This is a genomic window from Pseudomonas sp. GW821-FHT03C07 (assembly GCF_059420925.1).
On the sequence record NZ_JBWKUQ010000021.1, the window covers coordinates 12199 to 36794 of the forward strand.

Annotated in this window: 23 protein-coding genes; 9 read left to right on the top strand and 14 right to left on the bottom strand. The window is 62.0% G+C overall.

Annotation, left to right across the window (positions count from 1 at the left end):
* Positions 1 to 90: 90 nt before the first annotated feature.
* Both AC07VG_RS27975 and AC07VG_RS27980 read right to left on the bottom strand, forming a co-directional pair.
* Positions 91 to 288, bottom strand: a complete 198-nt coding sequence (locus tag AC07VG_RS27975) for a YbdD/YjiX family protein (RefSeq protein WP_017123431.1) — start codon at positions 286 to 288, stop codon at positions 91 to 93.
* Positions 289 to 303: 15 nt separating this feature from the next.
* Positions 304 to 2370, bottom strand: coding sequence for a carbon starvation CstA family protein (locus AC07VG_RS27980; RefSeq protein WP_495004689.1), 2067 nt, complete (start codon positions 2368 to 2370; stop codon positions 304 to 306).
* A 244-nt stretch (positions 2371 to 2614) separates the two neighbouring features.
* Between AC07VG_RS27980 and AC07VG_RS27985 the strand changes: the two genes are divergently transcribed.
* The gene (locus AC07VG_RS27985) at positions 2615 to 2983 is read left to right on the top strand and encodes a PilZ domain-containing protein (protein WP_495004690.1); all 369 of its coding nucleotides are present in this window, start codon (positions 2615 to 2617) and stop codon (positions 2981 to 2983) included.
* Between the two features lie 170 nt (positions 2984 to 3153).
* Here the strand turns inward: AC07VG_RS27985 and AC07VG_RS27990 are convergent, their stop codons facing one another.
* A complete protein-coding gene (locus AC07VG_RS27990; RefSeq protein ID WP_495022263.1) occupies positions 3154 to 3882 on the bottom strand; it encodes a hypothetical protein in 729 nt (242 codons plus the stop codon).
* 40 nt (positions 3883 to 3922) lie between these two features.
* Complete coding sequence (radA, locus tag AC07VG_RS27995; RefSeq protein WP_495004692.1) at positions 3923 to 5290, bottom strand: DNA repair protein RadA; 1368 nt, start codon at positions 5288 to 5290, stop codon at positions 3923 to 3925.
* A gap of 284 nt (positions 5291 to 5574) precedes the next feature.
* On the opposite strand from radA, the gene mscL reads away from it, so the two are divergent.
* Positions 5575 to 5988, top strand: a complete 414-nt coding sequence (gene mscL, locus AC07VG_RS28000) for a large-conductance mechanosensitive channel protein MscL (protein ID WP_495004693.1) — start codon at positions 5575 to 5577, stop codon at positions 5986 to 5988.
* A 149-nt stretch (positions 5989 to 6137) separates the two neighbouring features.
* On the opposite strand, the gene AC07VG_RS28005 is transcribed toward mscL, so the two are convergent.
* On the bottom strand, positions 6138 to 6914 hold the full coding sequence (locus AC07VG_RS28005) for a ferredoxin--NADP reductase (protein WP_495004694.1): 777 nt from the start codon (positions 6912 to 6914) through the stop codon (positions 6138 to 6140).
* 419 nt (positions 6915 to 7333) lie between these two features.
* Here AC07VG_RS28005 and AC07VG_RS28010 point away from each other — a divergent pair, with 419 nt between their 5' ends.
* Together AC07VG_RS28010 and AC07VG_RS28015 are read left to right on the top strand one after the other, a co-directional pair.
* Positions 7334 to 8047 carry a helix-turn-helix transcriptional regulator gene (locus tag AC07VG_RS28010; RefSeq protein WP_495004695.1) on the top strand — a complete coding sequence of 238 codons (714 nt, stop codon included), beginning with the start codon at positions 7334 to 7336 and terminating at the stop codon, positions 8045 to 8047.
* Positions 8048 to 8195: 148 nt separating this feature from the next.
* Complete coding sequence (locus AC07VG_RS28015) at positions 8196 to 9320, top strand: methyltransferase (protein ID WP_495004696.1); 1125 nt, start codon at positions 8196 to 8198, stop codon at positions 9318 to 9320.
* Between the two features lie 144 nt (positions 9321 to 9464).
* Here AC07VG_RS28015 and AC07VG_RS28020 read toward each other — a convergent pair whose 3' ends face one another.
* The 3 genes from AC07VG_RS28020 to AC07VG_RS28030 all read right to left on the bottom strand — a co-directional run bounded on the left by AC07VG_RS28020 (position 9465) and on the right by AC07VG_RS28030 (position 12166).
* Entirely contained in the window at positions 9465 to 9632 is a 168-nt protein-coding gene (locus tag AC07VG_RS28020; protein ID WP_103498104.1) for a DUF2474 domain-containing protein, read from the bottom strand.
* 89 nt (positions 9633 to 9721) lie between these two features.
* Positions 9722 to 10729 (bottom strand): cytochrome d ubiquinol oxidase subunit II, encoded by a 1008-nt coding sequence (gene cydB, locus AC07VG_RS28025; RefSeq protein WP_495004697.1) that lies wholly within the window; start codon positions 10727 to 10729, stop codon positions 9722 to 9724.
* Between the two features lie 3 nt (positions 10730 to 10732).
* Positions 10733 to 12166, bottom strand: a complete 1434-nt coding sequence (locus AC07VG_RS28030) for a cytochrome ubiquinol oxidase subunit I (RefSeq protein ID WP_495004698.1) — start codon at positions 12164 to 12166, stop codon at positions 10733 to 10735.
* Positions 12167 to 12379: 213 nt separating this feature from the next.
* Between AC07VG_RS28030 and AC07VG_RS28035 the strand changes: the two genes are divergently transcribed.
* Positions 12380 to 13642 carry an MFS transporter gene (locus AC07VG_RS28035; protein ID WP_495004699.1) on the top strand — a complete coding sequence of 421 codons (1263 nt, stop codon included), beginning with the start codon at positions 12380 to 12382 and terminating at the stop codon, positions 13640 to 13642.
* On the opposite strand, the gene AC07VG_RS28040 is transcribed toward AC07VG_RS28035, so the two are convergent.
* Positions 13639 to 14091, bottom strand: coding sequence for a DUF4879 domain-containing protein (locus AC07VG_RS28040; protein ID WP_495022264.1), 453 nt, complete (start codon positions 14089 to 14091; stop codon positions 13639 to 13641). The two genes, AC07VG_RS28035 and AC07VG_RS28040, sit on opposite strands and share 4 nt — an antisense overlap.
* Before the next feature lie 249 nt (positions 14092 to 14340).
* Here AC07VG_RS28040 and AC07VG_RS28045 point away from each other — a divergent pair, with 249 nt between their 5' ends.
* Together AC07VG_RS28045 and trmA are read left to right on the top strand one after the other, a co-directional pair.
* Positions 14341 to 15636 carry an NCS2 family permease gene (locus AC07VG_RS28045; RefSeq protein ID WP_495004701.1) on the top strand — a complete coding sequence of 432 codons (1296 nt, stop codon included), beginning with the start codon at positions 14341 to 14343 and terminating at the stop codon, positions 15634 to 15636.
* Positions 15633 to 16712, top strand: coding sequence for a tRNA (uridine(54)-C5)-methyltransferase TrmA (gene trmA / locus AC07VG_RS28050; protein ID WP_495022265.1), 1080 nt, complete (start codon positions 15633 to 15635; stop codon positions 16710 to 16712). Before AC07VG_RS28045 ends, trmA begins: the two co-directional genes overlap by 4 nt.
* Positions 16713 to 16866: 154 nt before the next feature.
* On the opposite strand, the gene AC07VG_RS28055 is transcribed toward trmA, so the two are convergent.
* The 3 genes from AC07VG_RS28055 to AC07VG_RS28065 form a co-directional block, all read right to left on the bottom strand.
* Positions 16867 to 17706 carry an amidohydrolase family protein gene (locus AC07VG_RS28055; protein WP_495022266.1) on the bottom strand — a complete coding sequence of 280 codons (840 nt, stop codon included), beginning with the start codon at positions 17704 to 17706 and terminating at the stop codon, positions 16867 to 16869.
* A gap of 138 nt (positions 17707 to 17844) precedes the next feature.
* The gene (locus AC07VG_RS28060; protein WP_495004704.1) at positions 17845 to 19128 is read right to left on the bottom strand and encodes an MFS transporter; all 1284 of its coding nucleotides are present in this window, start codon (positions 19126 to 19128) and stop codon (positions 17845 to 17847) included.
* 41 nt (positions 19129 to 19169) lie between these two features.
* Positions 19170 to 19901, bottom strand: a complete 732-nt coding sequence (locus tag AC07VG_RS28065) for a GntR family transcriptional regulator (RefSeq protein ID WP_495004705.1) — start codon at positions 19899 to 19901, stop codon at positions 19170 to 19172.
* A gap of 263 nt (positions 19902 to 20164) precedes the next feature.
* Here AC07VG_RS28065 and aroQ point away from each other — a divergent pair, with 263 nt between their 5' ends.
* Positions 20165 to 20605 (top strand): type II 3-dehydroquinate dehydratase, encoded by a 441-nt coding sequence (gene aroQ, locus AC07VG_RS28070; protein ID WP_248799429.1) that lies wholly within the window; start codon positions 20165 to 20167, stop codon positions 20603 to 20605.
* 5 nt (positions 20606 to 20610) lie between these two features.
* Positions 20611 to 21465: a shikimate dehydrogenase gene (locus AC07VG_RS28075; protein WP_495004706.1), complete on the top strand. Its 855-nt coding sequence runs from the start codon at positions 20611 to 20613 to the stop codon at positions 21463 to 21465.
* A 59-nt stretch (positions 21466 to 21524) separates the two neighbouring features.
* Here the strand turns inward: AC07VG_RS28075 and AC07VG_RS28080 are convergent, their stop codons facing one another.
* Positions 21525 to 22202, bottom strand: coding sequence for a TetR/AcrR family transcriptional regulator (locus tag AC07VG_RS28080; RefSeq protein ID WP_495004707.1), 678 nt, complete (start codon positions 22200 to 22202; stop codon positions 21525 to 21527).
* Positions 22203 to 22369: 167 nt separating this feature from the next.
* Entirely contained in the window at positions 22370 to 24280 is a 1911-nt protein-coding gene (gene quiC, locus AC07VG_RS28085) for a 3-dehydroshikimate dehydratase QuiC (protein WP_495004708.1), read from the bottom strand.
* Between the last annotated feature and the right edge of the window lie 316 nt (positions 24281 to 24596).

The following is a 24596-nucleotide window of genomic DNA, read 5'->3' on the forward strand; positions in this document are numbered from 1 at the left end:
AAGATCGCCATCGCCGGCAAGCCGGGCTCCCACAGTGACGGTGTTCAGCCTTGAATAACCCGGTACGCTCTCAAGAGAGCATCACCCGGGTCAACAGCACTTCGGCCCGCCCTTGCCGCCATAACGGGCTTCCTGGCGTTCCCGAAAGAACGCCTCGTAGGTCATGACCGGTTTGTCCGGGTGCTTGTTCTGCATATGCTCGACGTAGGTGTCGTAGTCGGGCATGCCAACCATCAGGCGCGCGGCCTGACCGAGGTACTTACCGAGGCGACTCAGGTCGTTGAACATGCTGGCATTCCTCTCTTACGCATCAGGCACGGCCTGGAACGGGGTTTCTTTGTCCGTGCGTTCCTTGTTGCCCCAAGCCGAGACACCGACCTTGATGGCATAGAACAACACACTGAATACCACGAACAGGAAGAGTGCCGTCAAGGCCGCGTTGGTATAGGCATTGAAAATCACGTGCTGCATCTGGCTGATGTCCTTGGCCGGCGCAATCACTTGCCCTGCCTCCAACGCTACGCTGTATTTCTTCGCCAGGGAGAGGAAACCGATAGCCGGATTGGCGTCGAACAGCTTGATGAAGCCTGCGGTGGTGGTACAGATCAGCAGCCAGGCGGCGGGCAGCAAGGTGACCCAGATATAGCGTTGGCGTTTCATCTTGATCAGCACCACGGTACCGAGCATCAGTGCGATACCGGCCAGCATCTGGTTGGAGATACCGAACAGCGGCCACAAGGTGTTGATGCCGCCCAGCGGGTCAATTACGCCCTGGTACAGCAGGTAACCCCACATGGCCACGCAACCGCCGGTGGCGATCAGGTTGGCGGTCCATGACTCGGTGCGTTTGAGCGCCGGGACGAAGGAGCCGAGCAAGTCCTGGAGCATGAAACGTCCGGCACGAGTACCGGCATCCACCGCCGTCAGGATAAACAGCGCTTCGAACAGGATCGCGAAGTGGTACCAGAACGCCATGGTGTTTTCACCCGGCAGCACATGGTGGAGGATCTGCGCGATACCGACCGCCAGGGTCGGTGCACCGCCGGCACGGGACAGCACGGTGGTTTCACCGATGTCCTTGGCCACGGCCAGCAGGGCGTCAGGGGTGATCGCGAAGCCCCAACTGCTGACGGTCTGTGCCACCGTCACCACATCACTGCCAACCGCCGCCGCCGGGCTGTTCATGGCGAAGTACACGCCCGGCTCGATCACCGAAGCGGCAACCATCGCCATAATGGCCACGAAGGATTCCATCAGCATGCCGCCGTAACCGATGTAACGGGCGTTGGTTTCCTTATCCAGCAGCTTGGGCGTGGTCCCGGAAGCGATCAGCGCATGAAACCCGGACACCGCACCGCAAGCGATGGTGATGAACAGGAACGGGAACAGCCCGCCTTTCCAGACCGGGCCGGTACCGTCGACGAACTGGGTCAGCGCGGGCATTTTCAGCACCGGCATGGTGATCAGGATGCCGATCGCCAGGGCGATGATGGTGCCGATCTTGAGGAAGGTCGACAGGTAGTCGCGCGGCGCCAGGATCAGCCACACCGGCAATACCGCGGCGACAAAACCGTAACCGACCAACATCCAGGTGATCTGTATGCCCGTGAAGCTGAAGGCCTTGGCCCAGACCGGATCGGCGGCAATCTGTCCGCCCAGCCAGATCGAGCCGAGCAACAGAAGCACGCCGACAATCGAGATCTCACCGATGCGTCCCGGGCGGATGTAGCGCATGTAGACGCCCATGAACATCGCAATCGGGATGGTCGCCATCACCGTGAAAATGCCCCATGGGCTCTCGGCCAGGGCCTTGACCACGATCAGCGCCAGCACCGCGAGGATGATGATCATGATCAGGAAGCAGCCGAACAGGGCGATGGTCCCCGGGATGCGACCCATTTCCTCGCGGACCATGTCACCCAGGGAACGGCCGTTGCGGCGGGTAGAGAGGAACAGAACGATAAAGTCCTGCACCGCACCGGCCAGCACCACGCCGGCGATCAGCCACAGCGTACCGGGCAGGTAGCCCATCTGCGCCGCCAGCACCGGCCCGACCAATGGCCCCGCGCCAGCAATGGCCGCGAAGTGGTGACCGAACAGAATGTGTTTGTTGGTCGGCACATAGTCCAGACCGTCGTTGTTGAGCACCGCCGGCGTGGCCCGATTGGCATCGAGCTGCATGACATTGTTGGCGATGAACAGACTGTAGTAACGATAGGCAACCAGATAGATCGCCACGGCGGCGACCACAATCCACAAGGCGTTGATCGCCTCGCCGCGGCGCAAGGCCACTACGCCCAGGGCGCACGCTCCAACGATCGCCAGCAGCAGCCAGGGTAAGTGGCGTAGCAGGCTATTATTATTTTTCATTTTTATATTCCAGCCAGAGAAGACAAGAAAGACAGCTACCTTGAGTTTAGCGCCTACAGGGCCAAAGGCCATACCTGACAGGGGTCGAGAATGACTTTTCTGCCTTGGCGCGATAGCTAGCGATGGCCCCCAACGATAGCCCACGGTCGCACAAGTCGTGTGCTATCCGGCTATCCATCGCAAGCCGGCTCGCTGCCGCTGGCTGTGGCGGCTATAGTCAGGGGATTCGTACAGGAGCCACGTTATGAGCGACTCGCATTCCAATCGACGTCAATTCAAACGCATCGATTTTGACGCCGATACCACCCTCAGTCAGGGCTCTACCGTCTGGTCGGCGCATCTGCTCGACCTTTCGCTCAAGGGACTGCTGCTGCAGCGGCCCGGGAATTGGGAAGACAGCAACGAAGGCATCTTCCGCATCGACATCCGCCTGGCGGCGAACGCCCATGTCGAAATGGATGCCGAACTGGTGCACCGGGAAAAAGACCACCTGGGCTTCAAGTGCCTGCACATCGGCCTGGAGTCAATCCAGCACCTGCGGCGCCTGATCGAGCTGAACCTCGCCGACGCGGCGGAGCTTGAGCGGGAACTGGGCGCACTGATCGAACTGTAAACAAAGCCCCTGCCCCTCAGCGCAACCTGTAGGAACATGGCAGCTTGCTGCTGATACGCAAAATTAATGTGGGAGCCGGCTTGCCGGCGATGGGGCCCTGAAACCTTGTATCGTTCTAATGGACGTCATCGCCAGCAAGCCGGCTCCTACAGTTCAGGTCTCGGGATCGTTCAGGGAAACGCCGACCGCTGTGGAAAATCGCTCTCGGTGTCCCAATACCCCTCCTCTTGCCGCGACGACAATTGCCAGGCGCCGTCCTGGAAGCGATAAGTGCGGTAGATGGTGACAAACTCTTCGTCCTCGCCCGCCGGCGACGATGACACCTGCTGGATCTGTGCCACACCGTCTGCCGCCGGCGCGCCGACCTGCCAGGCCGCCTTGCCGGTCTGGGCCAGGAACAGCGCTTCGCTCTTGCCCTCCGGCGTCCGATAGACCGTGGTATTGAGCTTGCCCGCTGACGGCATCAGCACCTGGGTGGCCGGACCGCTGTAAGTGCCCATGGGCGCGGTTTCATCGATGGTCAGGAAAAACGCCGGGGCTGGCAGACCCGCCAGCGGTGCTTTCTCGACGCTGGCCAGCGGGTAACCCAGGCTTTTGCTCTCCAGCGCCTCACCGGACGCCGCCAGCAAACGCACCTGGGCCTCGACCAGCGGGGTTTTTTCGATATCCGCCGCGAGGACCTCGTCCTCGAGGTTTTCCGGGTCCGCGCCGTTGCCCCACAGGTCGCGATGCAGATCCGGGCTGATCCGCACATCCTCGAGGATCTCCAGCACCTGGCCATCATCGATCGGCAGTTGCTGGGCCACGCGATAACCGGCGGGCACCTGCGCCGCCGCTCCCGCCAAGCCACACCACGCGGTCAATCCCAACAGCAGCACGGCAGAGCCGATACCTTTCATCCCTTGACTCCCTTATGTCGATTGATGGGTGAAGCGATCATTATTCGAACAACGCATCCAAGGCCTGCTCCAACCGCGCGACCGCGATGATCACCAGCCCCGGCGGCGCCTCTTTCGGCGCATTGCCCTTGGGCACGATGGCCCGTTTGAAACCGTGCTTGGCCGCCTCTTTGAGGCGCTCCTGGCCGCTGGGCACCGGACGTACCTCGCCGGACAGACCGACCTCGCCGAACACCAGCAGGTCATGAGGCAAGGGTCGATTGCGCAGACTGGACATGATCGCCGCCAGCAACGCCAGGTCCGAGGCGGTTTCCAGGACCTTGACCCCGCCGACGACGTTAAGGAACACATCCTGGTCGTGGGTCGGAATCCCGCCATGACGGTGCAGGACCGCCAGCAGCATCGCCAGGCGATTCGGATCCAGGCCGAGGGTGACCCGGCGCGGGTTGGCCAGGTGACTGTCGTCCACCAGCGCCTGCACCTCCACCAGCATCGGTCGGGTGCCTTCCCAGGTGGCCATGACCACGCTGCCCGGCACTTCTTCCTGGGCCCGGGTGAGAAAAATCGCCGAGGGGTTGGAGACTTCCTTCAGACCACGATCGGTCATCCCGAACACGCCCAGCTCATTGATCGCACCGAAACGGTTCTTCACCGCGCGCAACAGGCGCAGGCGACCATCGGATTCGCCCTCGAAATACAGCACGGTGTCGACCATGTGCTCGAGTACCCGCGGTCCGGCCAGGGCGCCTTCCTTGGTCACGTGACCGACCAGGAAAATCGCCGTGCCGCTCTGCTTCGCATAACGCACCAGCAAGGCCGCGCTTTCACGCACCTGGGATACGCCGCCCGGGGCCGATTGCAGTTGCTCGGTGAAGATGGTCTGGATCGAGTCGATCACCATGACCTTGGGCTTTTCCACCCGGGCAGTGGCAATGATGGTTTCGATGCAGGTCTCGGTCATCACCCGCAATTGGTCCTGGGGCAGGCCCAGGCGTCGGGCGCGCATGGCCACCTGCTGTTGCGACTCTTCGCCGGTGACATACAGCGCCGGCATGCGCATGGCGAGATTGCACAGGGTCTGCAGGAGAATGGTCGACTTGCCAATGCCCGGGTCGCCGCCGATCAGCACCACTGAACCGTCCACCAGGCCGCCACCGAGCACCCGGTCGAGTTCCCCGGACGCGGTGGAAAAGCGCGGGATCTCCTCGACGCTGACTTCGGCCAGGGTCTTGATCTGCGCCTGTTGCCCGGTCCAGCCGGTGCGACCGCTGGGCGGCGCGGCACCGCCGCTTTCCACCAGGGTTTCGGTCAGGGTGTTCCAGGCCCCGCATTCGCCGCACTGGCCGGCCCACTTGGGAAAGGTCGAGCCGCACTCGGTGCAGCCGTACATGCGCTTGGCCTTGGCCATCTGAACCCCCAGGCAAAACCGCGATGATAGCTCAGCTGGCGCCGATCAGCGCGGTGTAACCCTGGGGGGGGGGTGGCGAACTCCAGGTCCCAGTTACCGTCGCGGGTATAGACGGGCCATCCTCCACCAAGGCGCGTATTTCGCGCGATTGATGGCACTTTGAAAACTTTCCCCCCGGCAATCGGTCGATTACACCAGGCGCAACCGGCCCCACGCGCACAGCAAGATGCGCTTGGCTCCATTACACTGCGCTTACTCCACTCATCTGTAACAAGGAATAACCTATGAGCGTGCTCAGTGAGTTCAAGGCCTTCGCGGTCAAGGGCAATGTGGTCGACATGGCCGTTGGTATCATCATCGGGGCCGCTTTCGGCAAGATCGTTTCGTCGTTTGTCGGCGATGTGGTGATGCCACCGATCGGGCTGCTCATCGGCGGAGTGGACTTCGGTGCCCTGGCCATTACCTTGAAAGCCGCCGACGGCAATGTGCCTGCCGTGGTACTGGCTTATGGCAAATTCATTCAGACCTGCATCGACTTCATCATCGTCGCCTTTGCCATTTTCATAGGGGTCAAGGCCATCAATCGGCTCAAGCGCGAAGAGGCGGTAGCCCCGACCCTGCCGCCGGTCCCGACCAAGGAAGAGGAGCTGCTGGGCGAGATCCGCGACCTGCTCAAGGCGCAGGCCAACAAGCCCTGAAGCCACACCGCGTGCTCTTGTAGGCGTCCGGCTGGCCAGCACTGGCGATCTTGCGCACGCCAGCGCCGGCCAGCCGGACTCCTGCAGGTTCGCGGGTGTTCAAAAGCCGGTATTGCAAATTTCCCAAGCGTTTTTGCAGGCCCCTCCGCCTACCAGTAATTCTCCACCGCCACCTGTCCGGGACGCCGGCTCAGACTGAGCTGCAAGCCCCGTTGCTTGAGCAGCGCCCGGGTGTCATCGATCATCTGTGGGTTGCCGCACAGCATCACCCGCGAATGCTCGGCTGACAGCGCCACACCCGTCACCCGTTCCAGCTCGCCGCTCTCGATCAACTGGGTAATGCGCCCATTCAACAGCCCCGGGCACTGCTCACGGGTGACCGTTGCAATGAACTGCAGCTTGTGCCCGTGCTCAGCCAGGTAATCACGCCCGGCCAGGCCGGCGATCAGCTCCTGATAAGCCAGCTCGGCCGCCTCGCGGACACTGTAGACCAGGATGATTCGCTCGTAGCGCTCCCAGGCCTCGAAATCCTGCAGGATCGACAGGAACGGTGCGATACCGGTACCCGTGGCCAGCAGCCAGAGGTCACGCCCGCCGACAAAACGGTCCAGAGTCAGGAAGCCGAACGCCTGCTTGTCGACCAGCAAGGTGTCGCCCTCCTGCAGGCGACTCAGCTCGCTGGTGAACTCACCCTCGGGCACAACGATGGAAAAAAACTCAAGGAACTCGTCATGGGGCGAGGACACCATCGAATAGGCGCGCCACACGACACTGCCGTTGGCTTTGCTCACGCCAAGGCGGGCGAACTGACCGGCCTGAAAACGAAAGCCGGCATCACGGCTGGCCCGCAAGGTGAACAGGCTGGGCGTCAAGGGCTGGACCCCGAGCAGGGTCTGGCGGGTGAACTTCTCGGCGCTGGCGGTCATGACGCTCTCCGTGAGGCAGTGAACGTCAGTGTCGCGCAAAGAGCCGCGGAGAAACACCGATGGTTTGTAGTGGTATAGGATTTTTTAAAAAGCTGTACATATTTAAAGCACACGTACATGAACCACTGAAAACAACAACTTATGTATATATATTTACCCCGCACTCAATACACATTCACAAACAGACACTTAAACAGTGTCTAAAGGTAGCACTTCCAGTGCCAGCCTGCCACCCAAGAACAATTTCCAAAATGATAGCAAAACGCCCTTAACCACAGTACAACAAGCGATAACTGCGGAATTTTAAAGACTATAAAAATATCGCCCAGGGGCCAAAAATATCGGCTGCCAAGGCGGATATTTCCTACACTACTTCCGTCACCTTCGACCGTTACACGCAATCACGGAAGGGCACTTCAATGGAGAACTGGCAGGATAATCAACTGCATCAGCTCATGAGTGAAAAAGAAGAACAGGCAATCTTCAACGCAGTTTTCAATCTGGCCGTGCAAATTGGCTTCACCTACGCATCATTCAGAATAACCACCCTACTCGGAAGCCACCCAACAAACAGCACACACTTCAACAACTACCCAAACGAATGGAACAGATGCTATCAACGCAATAACTACCAAACGATCGACCCGCTGGTGTTCCACTGTCATCGCTCGGTATTCCCGATCCTCTGGTCCCCGGAGGTCTTTCAATCCACGCCAACACTCTGGAGAGACATGCAAGAGCATGGGTTGAGACAAGGATGCTCACAGTCAGTCCATGACGTTCGCGGCATCGTCAGCACCTTGAGTCTGGCGCGCAATTCGGTCCCGATTACCACCGATGAGTTCTACAGCAAGGCCGGGCAAGTCCTCTGGCTGTGCAACTGGCTGCATTCAGCGCTGGCAGACAAGCTGCTGCCGACCCAGAGGTCGGACACCAGCTACCCGTTGTCGCCGCGCGAAGCCGAGATCATGAAGTGGACCGCGGAAGGCAAGACCGCCTCCGAGATTGCCGACATTCTCCACCTGACAACGCGTACCGTGGGCTTTCACATGAGCACCATCATGAGGAAGTTCGGGGTCAACAACAAAGCTTCCGCCGTCTTGTGTGCCGCCAAATCAGGGCTGCTTTTCTGAACGAGCATGGAGCACCCGGGCAGAAGGACCTGCCCTCAGAAGAAACAGGCAATCCGCGCTAAACCCACGTAAAATCCTTCAATTCTCTAATTCCCGCTTGTCCTGTCCCAACCTGTGACGAGGCAACATCGACGCTCCAGAGCCCCCCATGCCCCTGCTAGAAAGCCCGTTTGCCCGACTCGACCTGATCCGCCAGCCCGAACAACAGAACGAGCCGCTGCAAGCCTTCGATGCCGCGGATGAGTACCTGCTCGCCCATCTGGCGCAGCAGGGTGTGTCGGCCGAAACCCGGGTGCTGGTGCTCAACGACAGCTTCGGCGCCCTGGCCAGCAGCCTGGCCGGGCATGTCCGGGTGACCAGCAGCGGCGACTCGTTCCTCGGCGCCCTGGCCCTGGAGAAAAACCTGGTGCGCAACGGCCAGCTCTTCGATGCGGTGCCTCACGTTCCCGCCAGTGAGGCCTGGGTCGGGCCATTCGACCGGGTGTTGATCCGTGTGCCGAAGACCCTCGCCCTGCTGGAAGAGCAGTTGATTCGCCTGCAAGGCCATCTGGCTCCGGGTGCCCAGGTGGTCGCCAGCGCCATGATCAAGCACCTGCCCAGGGCCGCCGGCGATCTGCTGGAGCGCTATATCGGCCCGGTACAGGCGTCCCTGGCGGTGAAGAAGGCCCGCCTGCTGATCGCCATGCCCGAGGCACGGGAGCCGGCAGTATCGCCCTACCCGACGCGCTACCGGCTCGACGAGCCCGCCATCGAGTTGCTCAACCACGCCAATGTGTTCTGCCGCGAAGGCCTGGATATCGGCACCCGCGCGTTCCTGCCGCATCTGCCGGACAACCTGGGTAGCGCGCAGGTCGCGGATTTGGGCTGCGGCAATGGTGTACTGGCCATTGCCAGCGCCCTGCAAAACCCTCAGGCCCAGTACACGCTGGTGGACGAGTCGTTCATGGCCGTGCAATCGGCGCGGGAAAACTGGCGGGCGGCGCTGGGCGAGCGCGAGGCGGTGATCAGGGCTGACGACGGCCTGGCCGGGCAAGCGTCGCAATCGCTGGAGGTGGTGTTGTGCAACCCGCCCTTCCACCAGCAGCAGGTGGTCGGCGACTTCCTCGCCTGGCGGATGTTCCAGCAGGCCCGTGAAGCCTTGGTGGTGGGCGGCGCATTGTATATCGTCGGCAACCGTCACCTGGGCTATCACAGCAAGCTGGCGCGGTTGTTTCGAGGCGTCGAACAAGTGGCGGCGACGCCCAAGTTCGTGATTCTCAAGGCGCGCAAATAATCGCAACCCACCGAACTCTAGCGCCGTACCACATGTGGGAGCGGTGCTTGTCGGATCGCCGCACCGCCGCGAAGCTTTTGACATACTTGAGGGCCTCTTCGCGGGCAAGCTCCGCTCCCACAGGTACCGGCGACCGCGTCCAGACTAGTGAGTGGTCAACCCCGCCGCATTCATGAACAGCCGCATCAGGCTGGCGACCACGAACAGCGCCAGCACACTCCCCGTCCAGATAATCACCAGCCAGCCAATACGTTGCCAGAGCGGTTTCTTTTCCGCCGCCTCGATTTCGTGCAAAGAAGGTTTGCCTGTCATGAGCCCAATCCTCGTCGTTCAAGCACGATGGCGTGTCTAAAGCACGTCACCGCCAGCCAGCCCGCCCCCGCCGGAGCGGGCACAGAGCGCTAGTGATAACCATCCTCGTGGGTCACCTTGCCGCGAAACACGTAGTAGCTCCAGAAGGTGTAACCCAGGATGAACGGGATGATGAACAGCGTCCCCACCAGCATGAAGCCCTGGCTTTGCGGCGGCGCGGCGGCGTCCCAGATCGAGATCGACGGCGGCACGATGTTCGGCCACAGACTGATGCCCAAGCCGCTGTAACCCAGGAAGATCAGCGCCAGGGTCAGCAGGAACGGCGTGTAGTGAGCATTGCGCGCCACCGCCCGGAGCAGACCGTATAGCGTCACCAGCACCAGGATCGGCACCGGCAGGAACCAGAACAGGTTCGGCAGGGTAAACCAGCGCGCGGCGATTTCGGCGTGGGTCAGCGGGGTCCAGAGACTGACCACCCCGATCACCGCCAACACCACATAGGCCAGCGGCCGCGCCAGGTTGTGCATCTGCTCCTGCAACTTGCCCTCGGTCTTCATGATCAGCCAGGTGCAGCCGAGCAAGGCATAGGCCACCACCAGCGCCACGCCACAGAACAGCGTGAAGGGTGTCAGCCAATCCAGCGAGCCGCCGGCGAACTGGCGGTCGACCACCGGAATGCCATCGATGAAAGCCCCCAGCGCCACCCCCTGGAAGAAGGTCGCGGTCAGCGAGCCGCCGATAAAGGCCTTGTCCCAGATATGCCGCTTGTGCTCCTTGGCCTTGAAGCGAAACTCGAAGGCCACGCCGCGGAAGATCAGCCCGATCAGCATCAGGATCAATGGCAGGTAGAGCGCCGACAGCACCACCGAATAAGCCAGCGGAAACGCGCCGAACAAGGCCGCGCCGCCGAGGACCAGCCAGGTCTCGTTACCGTCCCAGACCGGCGCGACGGTGTTCATCATCACGTCGCGGTCGCGGTCATCCTTGATGAAGGGGAAGAGAATGCCGATCCCCAGGTCGAAGCCATCCATGACCACGTACATCATGATGCCGAAGATGATGATCACGGCCCAGATTAGTGGAAGATCAATACCCATGACTCAGTTCCCCTTGTTCAGATGGTGAACATCTTCGGCGCCATCATCGGCGGCGGAGAGCGGACGGGCCGGTGTCCGTTGCTGGCCGGGACCACCGTGGCTCGGCTCGGCACCTTCGTCGATTTTCGGCCCTTTGCGCACCAGGCGCATCATGTAGCCCAGGCCGGCACCGAACAGCGAGAAATACACCACGACGAACAGCACCAGGGTGATGCTCATCTGCACCAGTGTGTGCCCGGACGAGGCATCCGCCGTGCGCATCAGGCCGTAGACCACCCAGGGCTGGCGACCGATTTCGGTGGTGAACCAACCGGCCAGGATCGCGATCAGCCCCGAAGGTCCCATCCATAGCGCCAGGTACAGAAAGGTGCGGTTGCTGTAGAGGCGGTCACGCTTGCGCAGCCACAGGCTCCACAACCCGGTGAAGATCATCAGGAAACCCAGGCCGACCATGACCCGGAACGACCAGAACACAATGGTCGAATTCGGCCGGTCTTGCGGCGGGAACTCCTTGAGGGCCGGTACCTGCTTGTCCAGGCTGTGGGTCAGGATCAGGCTGCCCAGGTAGGGAATTTCCACGGCGAAGCGGGTCTTCTCGGCCTTCATGTCCGGCAGGCCGAAGAGAATCAGCGGAGTCGGTTCGTTGCCGAGGTTTTCCCAGTGACCTTCGATGGCGGCGATCTTCGCCGGCTGGTGCTCGAGGGTATTGAGACCGTGGAAGTCACCGATCACCGCCTGGATCGGCGCGACGATCAGCGCCATCCACATGGCCATCGAGAGCATGGTACGGATTGCCGGATTGTCGCGGCCGCGCAACAGGTGCCAGGCCGCCGAAGAGCCGACGAAGAACGCCGTCGCGACAAAGGCCGCAGTGGCCATGTGCATCAGCCGATAGGGGAAAGACGGGTTGAACACCACCGCAAACCAGTCCACTGGAATCACCCGGCCGTCGATGATTTCGTACCCCTGGGGCGTCTGCATCCAGCTGTTGGACGAGAGAATCCAGAAGGTCGAGACCAGCGTACCGATGGCCACCATCACCGTGGAAAAGAAATGCAGGCGCCGTCCGACGCGGTTCCAACCGAACAGCATGACGCCAAGGAAACCGGCTTCGAGGAAGAAAGCCGTGAGCACTTCATAGGTCAACAGCGGCCCGGTGACCGCGCCGGCGAAATCGGAGAAGCGACTCCAGTTGGTCCCGAACTGATAGGCCATGACCAGCCCGGACACCACCCCCATGCCGAAGTTGACGGCAAAGATCTTCGACCAGAAATGGTACAGATCACGGTAGGTATCGTTGTGCGTCTTCAGCCACAAGCCTTCGAGTACCGCCAGGTAACTCGCCAGGCCGATAGTGATCGCCGGGAACAGGATATGGAACGAGATGGTAAACGCGAACTGGATTCGGGCGAGATCTAACGCCTCCAAACCGAACATAATGCTTCCTCTGGCAGGTATTGATCCGGATCAATCAACGTTGAAAGAGTAGTCCCATTCCGACGAGCTGCCTGCGTGGTCTTTTGCCGCGTGACAGGTTGTCTCAGCTCAGTTGCCGCTCTGCTGCGCAAAAAAAATCCGCGCAACTCAGCAACTTCTTGTTACACCCAAATGATAACCTCTGCTTTTCCCTCCCCCTCGACCGAGCCCGCGATGCCCGACCCCACGCCGTTGCTGTTGCGCCACCACCGCCCGTTCCTGGCCTTCTGGCTGGCGCGGATCTTTACCGCCAGCGGCTTCCAGATGCTCACCGTGGCGATCGGCTGGAACCTCTACCAACTGACCGGCAATGTGCTCGACCTGGGCCTGGTGGGGTTGGTGGAATTCGCCCCGCGGGTGCTGTTCATGCTGCACACCGGGCATGTCGCCGACCGCTACGACCGGCGCAAGGTCGCAGCACTGTGCCAGACCTTGCAGGCGCTGATCGCCCTGAGCCTGGCCATCGGCAGCGCGACCGACCACGTGACCCGGGAAATGATCTTTATCCTGGCGTTCCTGCTGGGGGCGGCGCGCTCTTTCGAAATGCCCACCACCCAGGCGCTGTTGCCGTCCATTGTGCCGACCGCCCTGTTTCCCCGCGCCGTGGCCGCCGCGCAGTCGGCCCAGCAACTGGCGACCATCGTCGCCCCGGCCCTCGGCGGCTTGCTCTACGCCCTGGGCAGCACCTGGGTCTATGGACCCACCGTGGCCCTGTATGTGATCGCCTGCCTGCTGATGCTCAACCTGCCGGCGCGGCAGACCGCCCTGAACAAGGGCAAGGCCACCCTCCACTCGCTGTTGGCCGGGATTCGTTTTATCCGCAGTCGTCCGGACATTCTCGGGGCCATTTCCCTGGATCTGTTCGCCGTGCTGCTGGGCGGCGCCACGGCCTTGCTGCCGGTGTTCGCCAAGGACATCCTGCTGACCGGCGCCTGGGGTCTGGGCCTGTTGCGCTCGGCGCCGGCGGTGGGCGCGTTGCTGATGTCGCTGTGGTTGGCGCGCTTCCCGGTGGAGCGCAAGGTCGGGCGGATCATGTTCAGCGCCGTCGGCGTGTTCGGCGTGGCGACCATCGCCTTCGGCCTCTCGACCTCGTTCTGGTTCTCCCTGGCGGTGCTGGTGCTGCTGGGTGCGGCGGACATGATCAGCATGGTGATCCGCGCGTCCTTCGTACAGTTGGAGACCCCGGACGAAATGCGCGGCCGGGTCAGTGCCGTGAACGGGCTGTTTATCGGTGCGTCCAACCAGCTCGGCGAGTTCGAGTCGGGGCTGACGGCCCACTGGTTCGGCACCGTGCCCGCCGTGGTAATGGGCGGTATCGGCACCCTGCTGATCACCGGGAGCTGGATGAAGCTGTTTCCAACCCTGACCCGGCGCGATCGCATGCACGAAGCCCCTGGCCAACCGGCGGAAACGACCGGGCCTGCGAAAGTCGCTTAGTAGGCGGCGATTTGAATTTCCGCACCCTTGGTCTGCACCGGCGCTGTCAGCGAACGATCGGCGACGACGAAAGTGCCGACCTGCTGGCTGTCCAGCTCAAACACATAGCTGAACCGGTAACCCACCACCTTGCCGGTGGTGCAAGGCAGGAACGGCCGTTGGAATTCGCAGAGTGAGCTGCGCGAGGCGTAGGGCAGCGGTACGCCATTGAGAAAGGCCTGCGGACCATGACCATAGCCCGACTCCACCACCGTCACGGTGATCGGCCCGCGATGGGCGCATTGGGTTTGCCTGCGACCGTCGGACACGTCCTCGATACAGCCCTGGGACACCACGGTGTAGATGGCCACGCCGATCAGCGACTGGGCCGGCGCGGCGGACACCGTCAGCACCGTGCTGACCATCACCAGGCCCAGGCACAGGACCAGACTCTTCACTCGACTGCTCATAAATCCCTCCGAAAGGAGCGCGCAGTATGCCTGATGGACCCGGCGACAGCATGGCCGCGCCGCCAGCGCCGAAGTTTTTTGCTGATGTCCTGGCATCTTGCTTGCAACGCGCAGCCAACCGGCACAAACCACTGGTATGATGCGCGGCTTTTTTCCACAGACAGAAGCACATCAGGCCGCTAGAGTCTGTGCTTGGCTGTTTGCGGATCGATTCATTCACGGCGCCGAGTGCGCCACGGGGGAGCAGAGATGCTGGAAAGGCTGTTTCAACTCAAGGCACACAACACCAATGTGCGCACCGAGATACTCGCGGGCGTTACCACCTTCCTGGCCATGGCCTACATCCTGTTCGTCAACCCGAGCATCCTCGGCGAAACGGGCATGGACAAGGGCGCGGTGTTTGTCGCCACTTGCCTGGCCGCGGCCATCGGCTCGACGGTCATGGGCCTGATCGCCAACTACCCGATCGCTCTCGCGCCGGGCATGGGCCTGAACGCCTTCTTCACCTATACCGTGGTCCTGCACATGGGCCACACCTGGCAAGTCGCGCTGGGGGCGGTGTTCATCTCGGCGGTGTGCTTCTTCCTGCTGTCGATCTTCCGTATCCGCGAATGGATCATCAACAGCATCCCGCTGCCGCTGCGCTCGGCGATTGCCGCCGGTATCGGCCTGTTCCTGGCGCTGATCGCCCTGCACAACGCCGGTATCGTGGTGAGCAACCCGGCGACCATGGTCGGCCTCGGTGACCTCAAGCAACCGGCGCCGATCCTCGCCACCCTGGGCTTTGCCGCCATCGTCGCGCTGGATGCGCTGAAAGTCCGTGGCGCGGTGCTGATCGGCATCCTCGGCGTGACCATTGTCTCGATCCTGATGGGCTTCAGCCCCTTCGGCGGCGTCATCTCGGCACCGCCGTCGCTGGCCCCGACCTTCCTGCAACTGGACATCAAAGGCGCGCTGAACATCGGCCTGGTCAGCGTGATCTTCGCCTTCCTGTTCGTCGACCTGTTCGACAACTCCGGCACCCTGATCGGCGTCGCCAAGCGCGCCGGGCTGATGGGCAAGGACGGCCATATGCCGAAAATGGGCCGGGCACTGATCGCCGACAGCACCGCGGCCATGGCCGGCTCGCTGCTGGGCACCTCGACCACCACCAGCTACATCGAGTCGGCGGCGGGCGTCAGTGCCGGCGGGCGGACCGGCCTGACCGCCGTGGTGGTGGCGGTACTGTTCCTGCTGGCGCTGTTCTTCGCCCCGCTGGCCGGTAGCGTCCCGGCGTTCGCCACCGCACCGGCACTGCTGTTCGTCGCCGTGCTGATGACCTCGGGCCTGGCGGAAATCAACTGGGATGACATCACCGAAGCCGCACCGGTGGTGGTCACCGCCCTGGCCATGCCCTTCACCTATTCCATCGCCAATGGCATCGCGTTCGGCTTCATTGCCTGGACCGCGATCAAGCTGCTGTCCGGTCGCGGTCGCGAACTGAACCCGGCGCTGGTGATTCTGTCGATTCTGTTCGTGATCAAGCTGGGCTGGTTCAACGCATGACTTTCGATTCCAACACTTACACCGCTCAGCTCGAAGACAAGGTCGCGCGCTTGCGCGACCTGCTGGCGCCATTCGATGCACCCGAGCCACGGGTGTTCGACTCGCCGCTGCAGCACTTTCGCCTGCGGGCGGAGTTCCGCCTGTGGCGCGAAGCCGGTGAGCGCCACTACGCGATGTTTTCCCAGGACGACAAACGTACCCCGATCCTGATCGAAGACTTCCCCATCGCCAGCCTGCGCATCAATGCGTTGATGCCCAAGCTCAAGGCCGCCTGGCAAGCCAGCGCGCCCCTGAGCCACAAGCTGTTCCAGGTGGAGTTCCTGACCACCCTGGCGGGCGACGCGATGATCACCCTGTGCTATCACCGCCCGCTGGACGAACACTGGCAGACCGCCGCCGAGCAGTTGGCCGCCGACCTTGGCGTCAGCATCATTGGCCGTTCCAAAGGCAAGCGCGTGGTGATCGGCCACGACTACGTGGTGGAGAAGTTCGAGATTGCCGGGCGCACCTTCAGCTATCGACAACCGGAGGGTGCCTTTACCCAGCCCAACGGCACGGTAAACCAGAAGATGCTCAACTGGGCCTATGAAGCCCTGGGTGAGCGTTCCGACGATCTGCTGGAGTTGTATTGCGGCAACGGCAACTTCACCCTGCCGCTGGCGACCCGGGTGCGCAAGGTGCTGGCCACCGAGATCAGCAAGACCTCGGTGAGTGCGGCCTTGAGCAACCTCGACGAGAACGGCGTGGACAGCGTGACCCTGGTGCGCCTGTCCGCCGAGGAACTGACCGAGGCGCTGAACGAGGTGCGGCCGTTCCGGCGCCTGCACGGCATCGACCTGAAAAGCTATGAATTCGGCAGCGTGTTCGTCGACCCACCGCGTGCCGGCATGGACCCGGACACCTGCGAACTGACCCGACGCTTCGACAATATCCTGTACATCTCCTGCAACCCGGAGACCCTGGCGGCGAATATCGCGCAACTGCACGATAGCCACCGTGTCGAACGCTGCGCGCTGTTCGATCAATTCCCCTGGACCCATCATATGGAATCCGGGGTATTGCTGACCCGTCGCTGAGGCCGTCAAGGATATCGACACCGCCACATCACCTGTAGGAGCCGGCTTGCTGGCGATGCGATCTGCTGAGCAACATCGCCGTTGCCGGGAGAATCGCTATCGCCAGCAAGCCGGCGCCTACAGATCGGGTTCCAACCCAAAGATATCGTCGTGTTCAGTCCCTCACAAACCCGAACAACTCCGCCGCCGTGTTGCACAGCAGATGCTGACGCAGTGGCGCGGCGCAGGCCAAACGGCGCAGGCAATCGAGTTCCGAGTCGAAACTCACCTCGTGCTCATGCTGGGTGTGTGGCCAATCGCTGCCCCACAGCAAGCGGTCCGGTCCCAGGGTTTGCAGCATCAGTGACAAGGCCTTTTCCGCGAAATGCAGGTTTTCCATCGGCGTCCCGCCCAGCCGGTAGATGCCCGAGACCTTGATCCACAACCGCCCGCTCTGACCCAGCTCAAGCAGACGGGCAAAAGCCGCTTGCCCGGCCCCAAGCCGTGCATCGGGACGGCCGAAATGATCGACCACCACCTTGCACCCCAACGCCAGTAGCGGCTTGACCAAGGCCGGCAGATCCTCCAGTTGGCGATGCACTTCGACATGCCAGTCGAGGCGCCGCAAATGCTCGAAAAACACCTGCCAAGATACTTCGGCAAAGTCCGGCAACGGCTGCCCCATCAGGTTCAAACGCACGCCCGCCACACCGAGCGCGGCCATCCGCGCCAACTCGCTGAAGGCAATATCGCGCTCGACCACCACCACGCCCCGCAATCGCTCGGGCGCCTGCTGCAACGCCGCCAGCAAGTAACGGTTGTCGCTGCCGAGAAAACTCGGTTGCACCAGCACCCCGTGGCTCAGGTCGTTTTCCCGCAAGCGTTCCAGATAGGTGGCCAGGGTTGCATCGTAGTCCGGCGCATAACGGCGCACGGTGGCAAGTCCCAGGCCACGCTGGAAAACATGGGCATGGGCATCGATGCCGTGAATCGGCAATGGGCAAGTCTCGGACATGGAACTCATCTATGGAAAGGTTGAATACAACCCCTGTAGGCGCCAGCTTGCTGGCGATAGCGATTTTCCAGGCGACGGCGATGTCGCTCATCAGATCGCATCGCCAGCAAGCTGGCGCCTACAGGGGTTTTGCCGTTCTCAGGATAACTGGCTGACATTGACGCCCTTGGCCGGCACAGTCTCCGTCGCGACCGCCTGCAAATTACGCCCTTTGGTTTCCGGCAAGGCCAACGCCGCCAGCACCGCCACGCCGTAGGCGATCCCCGCATCGATGCCGATGGCCGAGCCGAGGGACATCGACTCGCTCATATGCCCGACCATGAACGGAAACACCGCCGACAACACACGTCCGAAGTTGTAGCAAAAGCCCACGCCGGCACCGCGCACATCCGCCGGATACAGTTCATTGAAGAACGAACCCAGGCTGGCCGGGATCCCGGCGGCAAAGAAACCCAGGGGAAAGCCGAGGAACAGCATCTGCGTGTTGCTCAGCGGCAGGAACAGATAACACTGCACCGTGACCACGCAGCAGAAGGCGAAAAGGATGATGTTCTTGCGCCGGCCGATGCGGTCCAGCAGCAGGCCGCTGACGATACAGCCGAACCAGAACGCGACGATAATCACCGCCAGGTAACCGCCGGAACTCAATACCGAGAGGTTGCGTTCGGTCTTGAGGAAGGTCGGCAGCCAGGTCATCACCGCGTGGTAGCCACCGTGCGCGCCCAGGCCAAGGATGCCGCCGAGCAGCGTCACCCGCAGCAACTCGGGACGAAAGATCGCCGCCATCGAGGCCAACAGGCCGCGGCCCGCGGCCTTGGCCTGACGTTGCGTGCCATCAGGCTCGACCACGCTGCGCCGCACATAGATCACCAGCAGCGCCGGCAACAAGCCCACCAGGAACATCACGCGCCAGGCCATGGCCTCGGGCACGAAGGTATAGATCAGCGTGAACACCCCGACCGCCACGCCCCAGCCGATTGCCCAGGCGCTCTGTACCGCGCCCATGACCTTGCCGCGGAACCGGGCCTGGATGGTCTCGGCCATCAGCACCGCGCCCGCCGCCCACTCGCCGCCAATGCCGAAGCCTTGCAGCGCCTTGACCACCAGCAACTGCTGGAAGCCGCTGACAAAGGCCGAGAGGAAGGTGAACAGCGAGAACCAGAGAATCATCCATTGCAGCGTGCGGACCCGGCCATAGCGGTCGGACAGCGTGCCACCGAGCCAGCCACCAATGGCCGAGGTCACCAGGGTCACCCCGCTGACCAGCCCGGCATCGCCCTTGCTCAGGGCGAAGGCGGCGATCAGGGCCGGGATCGCCAGGCCAAACATTTGCACTTCCAGTGCGTCCAGGGACCAGCCGCCAAAGCAGGCCCAGAATGTCTTGCGCTCCCTCGAAGTGATGTCGCGATACCAACTGAACATGATTTCTTATCCTTATAGGTAAACGGGAAAGCGCCCCGGGCTCAGCGAATCTCGACGCTGTAGCGGAAGTGGCTGGCATGACCACGGGAACGCCGCCATTCCAGCGGCTGGCCGGCGTAGTCGCGGGCCAGCCGCTCGATCACCACCACCGGGCTGTTGGCCTCGATCTGCAACAGCCGCGCATGCACCTCGCCCACGGATTCAGCGGTGAGGGTTTCCTCGGCACAGGCAACGACCTGACCACACAGCTCCTCGTAGATCGGATAGAGCAGCGGCCCCTGGCGGCCCAGGTCGGCGCTCAGCAAGGCCTGGAACGGCGCCTTGGGCAGCCAGATTTCCTCGGCCAGCACTGGCGTGCCTTCCAGCAGTCGCAGACGGACCAGGCGAATCACCTCGGCCTCGGGCGGCAGCCCCAGGGCCTGGCTGACCGCCGAGGGCGCGGGCAGGACGTCGATATTGAGGATTCGGCTCTCGGGTACCTGGCGTTCACCGGCCAGGGTCTGGAAGCGGAAAAAGCGGAACAGCGAAGACTGGAACTGCGGACGGCGGATAAAGGTGCCGCGGCCTTGATGGCGCTCGAGGACGCGCTCTTCCACCAGTTTGTCGATGGCCTTGCGCACCGTGCCGATGGACAGCTGGTACTCGCCGGCCAGCACCGCTTCGGTGGGAATCGCCTCGCCCGGACGCCAGCGGTTGTTGGCTATTTGCCGAGCCAGTTCGTCGCGCAGACGTTGATAAAGGGGCAGGCGTTCATCGCTGGAAAGGGCATTCATTTTTGTAGTTATCCAGTCATCTATATGAATTTTTGCCGAGTATTCGCCTGGAATGGAAACGCGTCAAGCACTCAGCCGATCACTGGTTGAACCCCGGCGCTGAAAGATCTCCCGGGGACTGTTCGCTGATCGAACACTAAACAGCACGGTTTCTTCCTGGCGTGCTCTGTTCATTTGACTTGGATTAACCAGTTAGTACATTTTACCCTCGCAGACCTGATCAGCTTGCGGTCCAAGCCAAAAACAACAACGGAGATTTCCTGATGCCTCCTATCGTCCTGGTGCTCAACGGCCCGAACCTGAACCTGCTCGGCGTGCGCGAGCCAGCGACCTACGGCCACGAAACCCTGGCGGATCTTTCCGCCCTGTGCGGTCGCGCGGCCACTGAGCTGGGCCTGACCGTGGAATTTCGCCAGACCAACCATGAAGGTGAACTACTCGACTGGATTCACGCGGCCCGTGGCCGTTGCGCCGGGATCGTCATCAATCCCGCCGCTTGGACCCACACCTCGGTGGCGATCCGCGATGCGTTGGTGGCCAGTGAGTTGCCGGTGATCGAAGTGCACCTGTCCAACGTCCACGCCCGCGAGCTGTTTCGCCATCACTCATTCGTATCGTCCATCGCCACCGGGGTGATGTGCGGGTTCGGCAGCCACGGCTATCGCCTGGCGCTGGACTATTTCAGCCAGAAATTGAAGGGATAAACGTAATGTCGCAAAACAACAGCAAAAGCGTATTGGCGGGGCTGATCGGTGCCGGCATCCAGGCTTCGCGCACGCCGGCCCTGCATGAACGCGAGGGCGATGCCCAGGGGCTGCGCTACCTGTATCGGCTGATCGACCTGGACCCGTTGCAGCTGGACAGCAATGCCCTGCCCGAGCTGTTGCTGGCCGCCGAACGCATGGCCTTCACCGGCTTGAACATCACCTTTCCCTGCAAGCAGGCGATTATTCCGTTGCTCGATGAACTGTCCCCGGAGGCTCGGGGGATTGGCGCGGTAAACACGGTGGTGTTCATGGATGGCAAACGGGTGGGTCACAACACCGACTGCCTGGGGTTTGCCGAAGGCTTTCGCCGGGGGCTCAAGGGCGTCGCGCTGGAGCGCGTGGTGCAGATGGGCGCCGGCGGCGCGGGTGCGGCAGTGGCCCATGCGCTGCTCGGCGAAGGTGTACGGCAACTGACAATTTTTGATGTGGACAGCCGCCGCGCACAGAGCCTGGCGGATAACCTCAACCAACATTTTGCCGGCTGCCGGGCCAGGGCCGGGAGCGACTTGCCCGCGGCCATGGCGCAGGCCGATGGCCTGGTCAACACCACGCCGATGGGCATGGCCAAGCTGCCCGGCATGCCAGTACCACGGGAGCTGCTGCACGCCGAACTATGGGTCGCGGAGATCGTCTATTTCCCGCTGGAAACCGAACTGCTGCGCAACGCCCGGGCCCTGGGTTGCCGCACGCTGGACGGCGGAACCATGGCGGTGTTCCAGGCGGTCAAGGCCTTTGAGCTGTTCAGCGGGGTAACGGCGGATTCGCAGCGGATGCTGGAACATTTTCACAGCCTGTAAGACTCACCTGGCTGGGCCCTTGTGCAAAACCAGGCTCAGCCAGATCAGGACTTGGGTATTCAGGCCTGCAAATACCTCAATACCGATTCACAAATCATCTCCCGATGCCGCGCCTTGATCTGCTCGTCCGAGAAGTCGAGCTGGAAGATCTCGCCAATGGTGTGGCGGTTCGAGACCCGATGGAAACAGAACGAACTTATCAGTATGTGGACGTCCAGCGGCTCCAGGCCACTGCGGAACAGCCCCTGCCGCACACCACGCTGGAGGATCTCGCCCAGGGCGGTCAGGATAGTGACGTTCAACGAGCGAATCGCCTTCGATTGCTTGACGTACTCACCCTTGTGGATATTTTCGATGCTGACGATCCGGACGAAATCGACGTTGCGGTCGTGGTGATCGAAGGTAAATTCCACCATCCGCCGAATCGCCTCCCGCGGTTCGAGCGCTGTCAGATTCAGACGGCTTTCGGTGCTGCGAATATCGCCGTAGAGCTTCTCCAGCACCTCGACGTACAGCCGCTCCTTGCTCCCGAAGTAGTAATAGATCATCCGTTTCGAGGTGTGGGTCCGCTCGGCAATCGCATCGACCCGCGCGCCGGAGAGTCCTTGCTGGACGAACTCGACAATCGCTTCCTGGAGGATGTTTTCGCGGGTCTTCTCGGGATTGTTCTTGCGACTCTTGCGCGGCACGACGGGCGGCGCGTCGGTCGTGGCGGTAAGTTCTGAAGTCATCGTCATTATGGGCTCGCGGCCTTCTCAGCAGATGCTGGTGATTATGAGCACAATCTCTTGTAGGAGCGAGCTTGCTCGCGATGAACGCAAGCACACCGCGTTTTTCCAGTTACCCAGCGTTATCGTTGACCTCCATCGCGAGCAAGCTCGCTCCTACAGGGGAGGCCGCCAGGTCAAAGCCGGGCGTGACGCACCCCACCACTGCGGGACTTGGCCATCGCCGCCAGGCGCACCGCGACGTTCGCCGCGCCATACCCGGCATAACCGTTACGCCGTTGCAGTATCTCGAAGAAGAAGCGCCCCTCGAACGGCTCGGTATACACGTGAAACAGCTCGCCACCCTGGGCGTCGCGGTCATAGAGCACGTTGTAGTAGGCCAGCTCGCTGAGGAACTCATCGTCGAAATCGAAGCGCGCCGCCAGATCGTCATAGTAGTTGAGCGGGATATCCAGCAACGGCACACCCGCCTCTTTCGCCCGACTGACCTCGGCGAAAATATCGTCACAGTCAAAGGCAATATGATGCACGCCGGAGCCGCGATAGCTCGACAGCGCATGGGAGATCGCCGTGTTGCGGTTCTCGGAAATATTCAGCGGCAGGCGAATCGAACTGCAGCGGCTGCGTAGCGCCCGGCTTTTTACCAGGCCGTAAGGGTCGGGCAGCACCACTTCATCGTCGGCTTCGAAATCCAGCAAGCTCTTGTAGAACAGCACCCAGCTGTCGAGGCTGTCGGCGGGCAGCGCCATCGCCATGTGGTCGATGCGCTTGAGGCCGGCGCGCGAAGGCGTGACGGGCAACAGGTGGAAATCGTTGGCATAGAGTTTCTGGCCGGTAGCGTCCTGGTCCACCAGGTAGATCAGGCTGCCATCCGGTGCCCGCACCGCCGCCAGTTCCAGTTCATTGGGACCAACCAGGCCACGATAGGGTTGCCCCTTGTAGGCCACGGCCCGGGCCAAAGCGCTGGCGCTGTCGTTGACCCGGATCGCCGTGGCGCACAAGGACGGACCATGCGCCTCGAAGAAGCTGTGGGCGAAGGAATAGGGTTCGGAGTTGAGGATCAGATTGATATCGCCCTGACGCAGAAGACTGACGCTTTTCGAACGGTGCTGCCCGGCCTTGGCAAAGCCCAGGCGTTCCAGCCAATGGCTCAGCTTGGCGCCCAGGCTTTCATCCACGGCGAACTCGAGAAACTCGATGCCATCGTTTTCACTGACCGCTGGCGCAGAGAACAGCACGTCCAGATTGACCGGCGGTTCGCCCTCCTGCGCCAGGCGCTCGCGGGTTTTCTCTTCCAGGTACAGCAACGAACGCAAGCCATCGGCGGCATTCGCCCGCGGCGGCGCGGCGCGGAAACCGTCGTTGAAGATTTCCAGGGACAGCGGCCCGGTGTAGCCACTCTTGATGATCGGCGCGAGAAAGCCCGGCAGGTCGAATTCACCCTGCCCCGGGAAGCAGCGGAAATGCCGGCTCCATTCCAGCACGTCCATGGCCAGGATCGGCGCGTCGGCCATTTGCACGAAGAAGATCTTGTCGCCCGGAATCTGCGCGATGGCGCTCGGATCGCCCTTGAGCGACAGGGTATGGAAGCTGTCGAGCAACACCCCGAGGCTCGGATGATCGGCCTTGCGGACGATCTCCCAAACCTGTTGGTAGGTATTGACGTGCCGGCCCCAGGCCAGGGCTTCATAACCGATACGCAGACCACGGGCGCCAGCGCGCTCGGCCAGCAGGTGCAAGTCATCGACCAGGATCTGCTGGTCGCCAACGCTGTCGGCCGACGCATTGCTGCACACCAGCACCAGGTCGGTGCCCAGTTCCTGCATCAGGTCGAACTTGCGCTCCGCGCGCTCCAGGTTGCGCGGCAAGCGCTCGCGGCGGCAGCCTTCGAAGTCGCGAAAAGGTTGGAACAGGGTGATGGCGATGCCCAGGTCGGCACACATCTGGCGGATTTCCCGCGGGCTGCCATCGTAATACAGCAGATCGTTTTCGAAGATCTCCACACCGTCGAACCCGGCGGCGGCAATGGCTTCGAGTTTTTCCGGCAAGGTGCCGCTCAGGGAAACGGTGGCAATGGAACGCTGCATATAACGACTCCCGACGGTGGGCATTTTTTATTGTGGCGACGACCTAAAGCCAGACACCGCTGTTGCAGGAGCCGGCTTGCCGGCGATAGCGGCCGATCAGGCGATGCAAGGCTTACCGGCCTCATCGCCGGCAATCGAGCGTCGACCGGCCACTCCTACAAGGGACTTCATCCAGCCGGCCTCAAGAGGTGAGCGAATTATTGATGCAGGGGAACCCGGACTTCAATCGAAGTGTACGAACTAGTTAGTTTTGTGTGCGATTATCGACCACAATAGCCCACGGCGAATTGACGGTTTTTCGCCCACTGCGCACCAT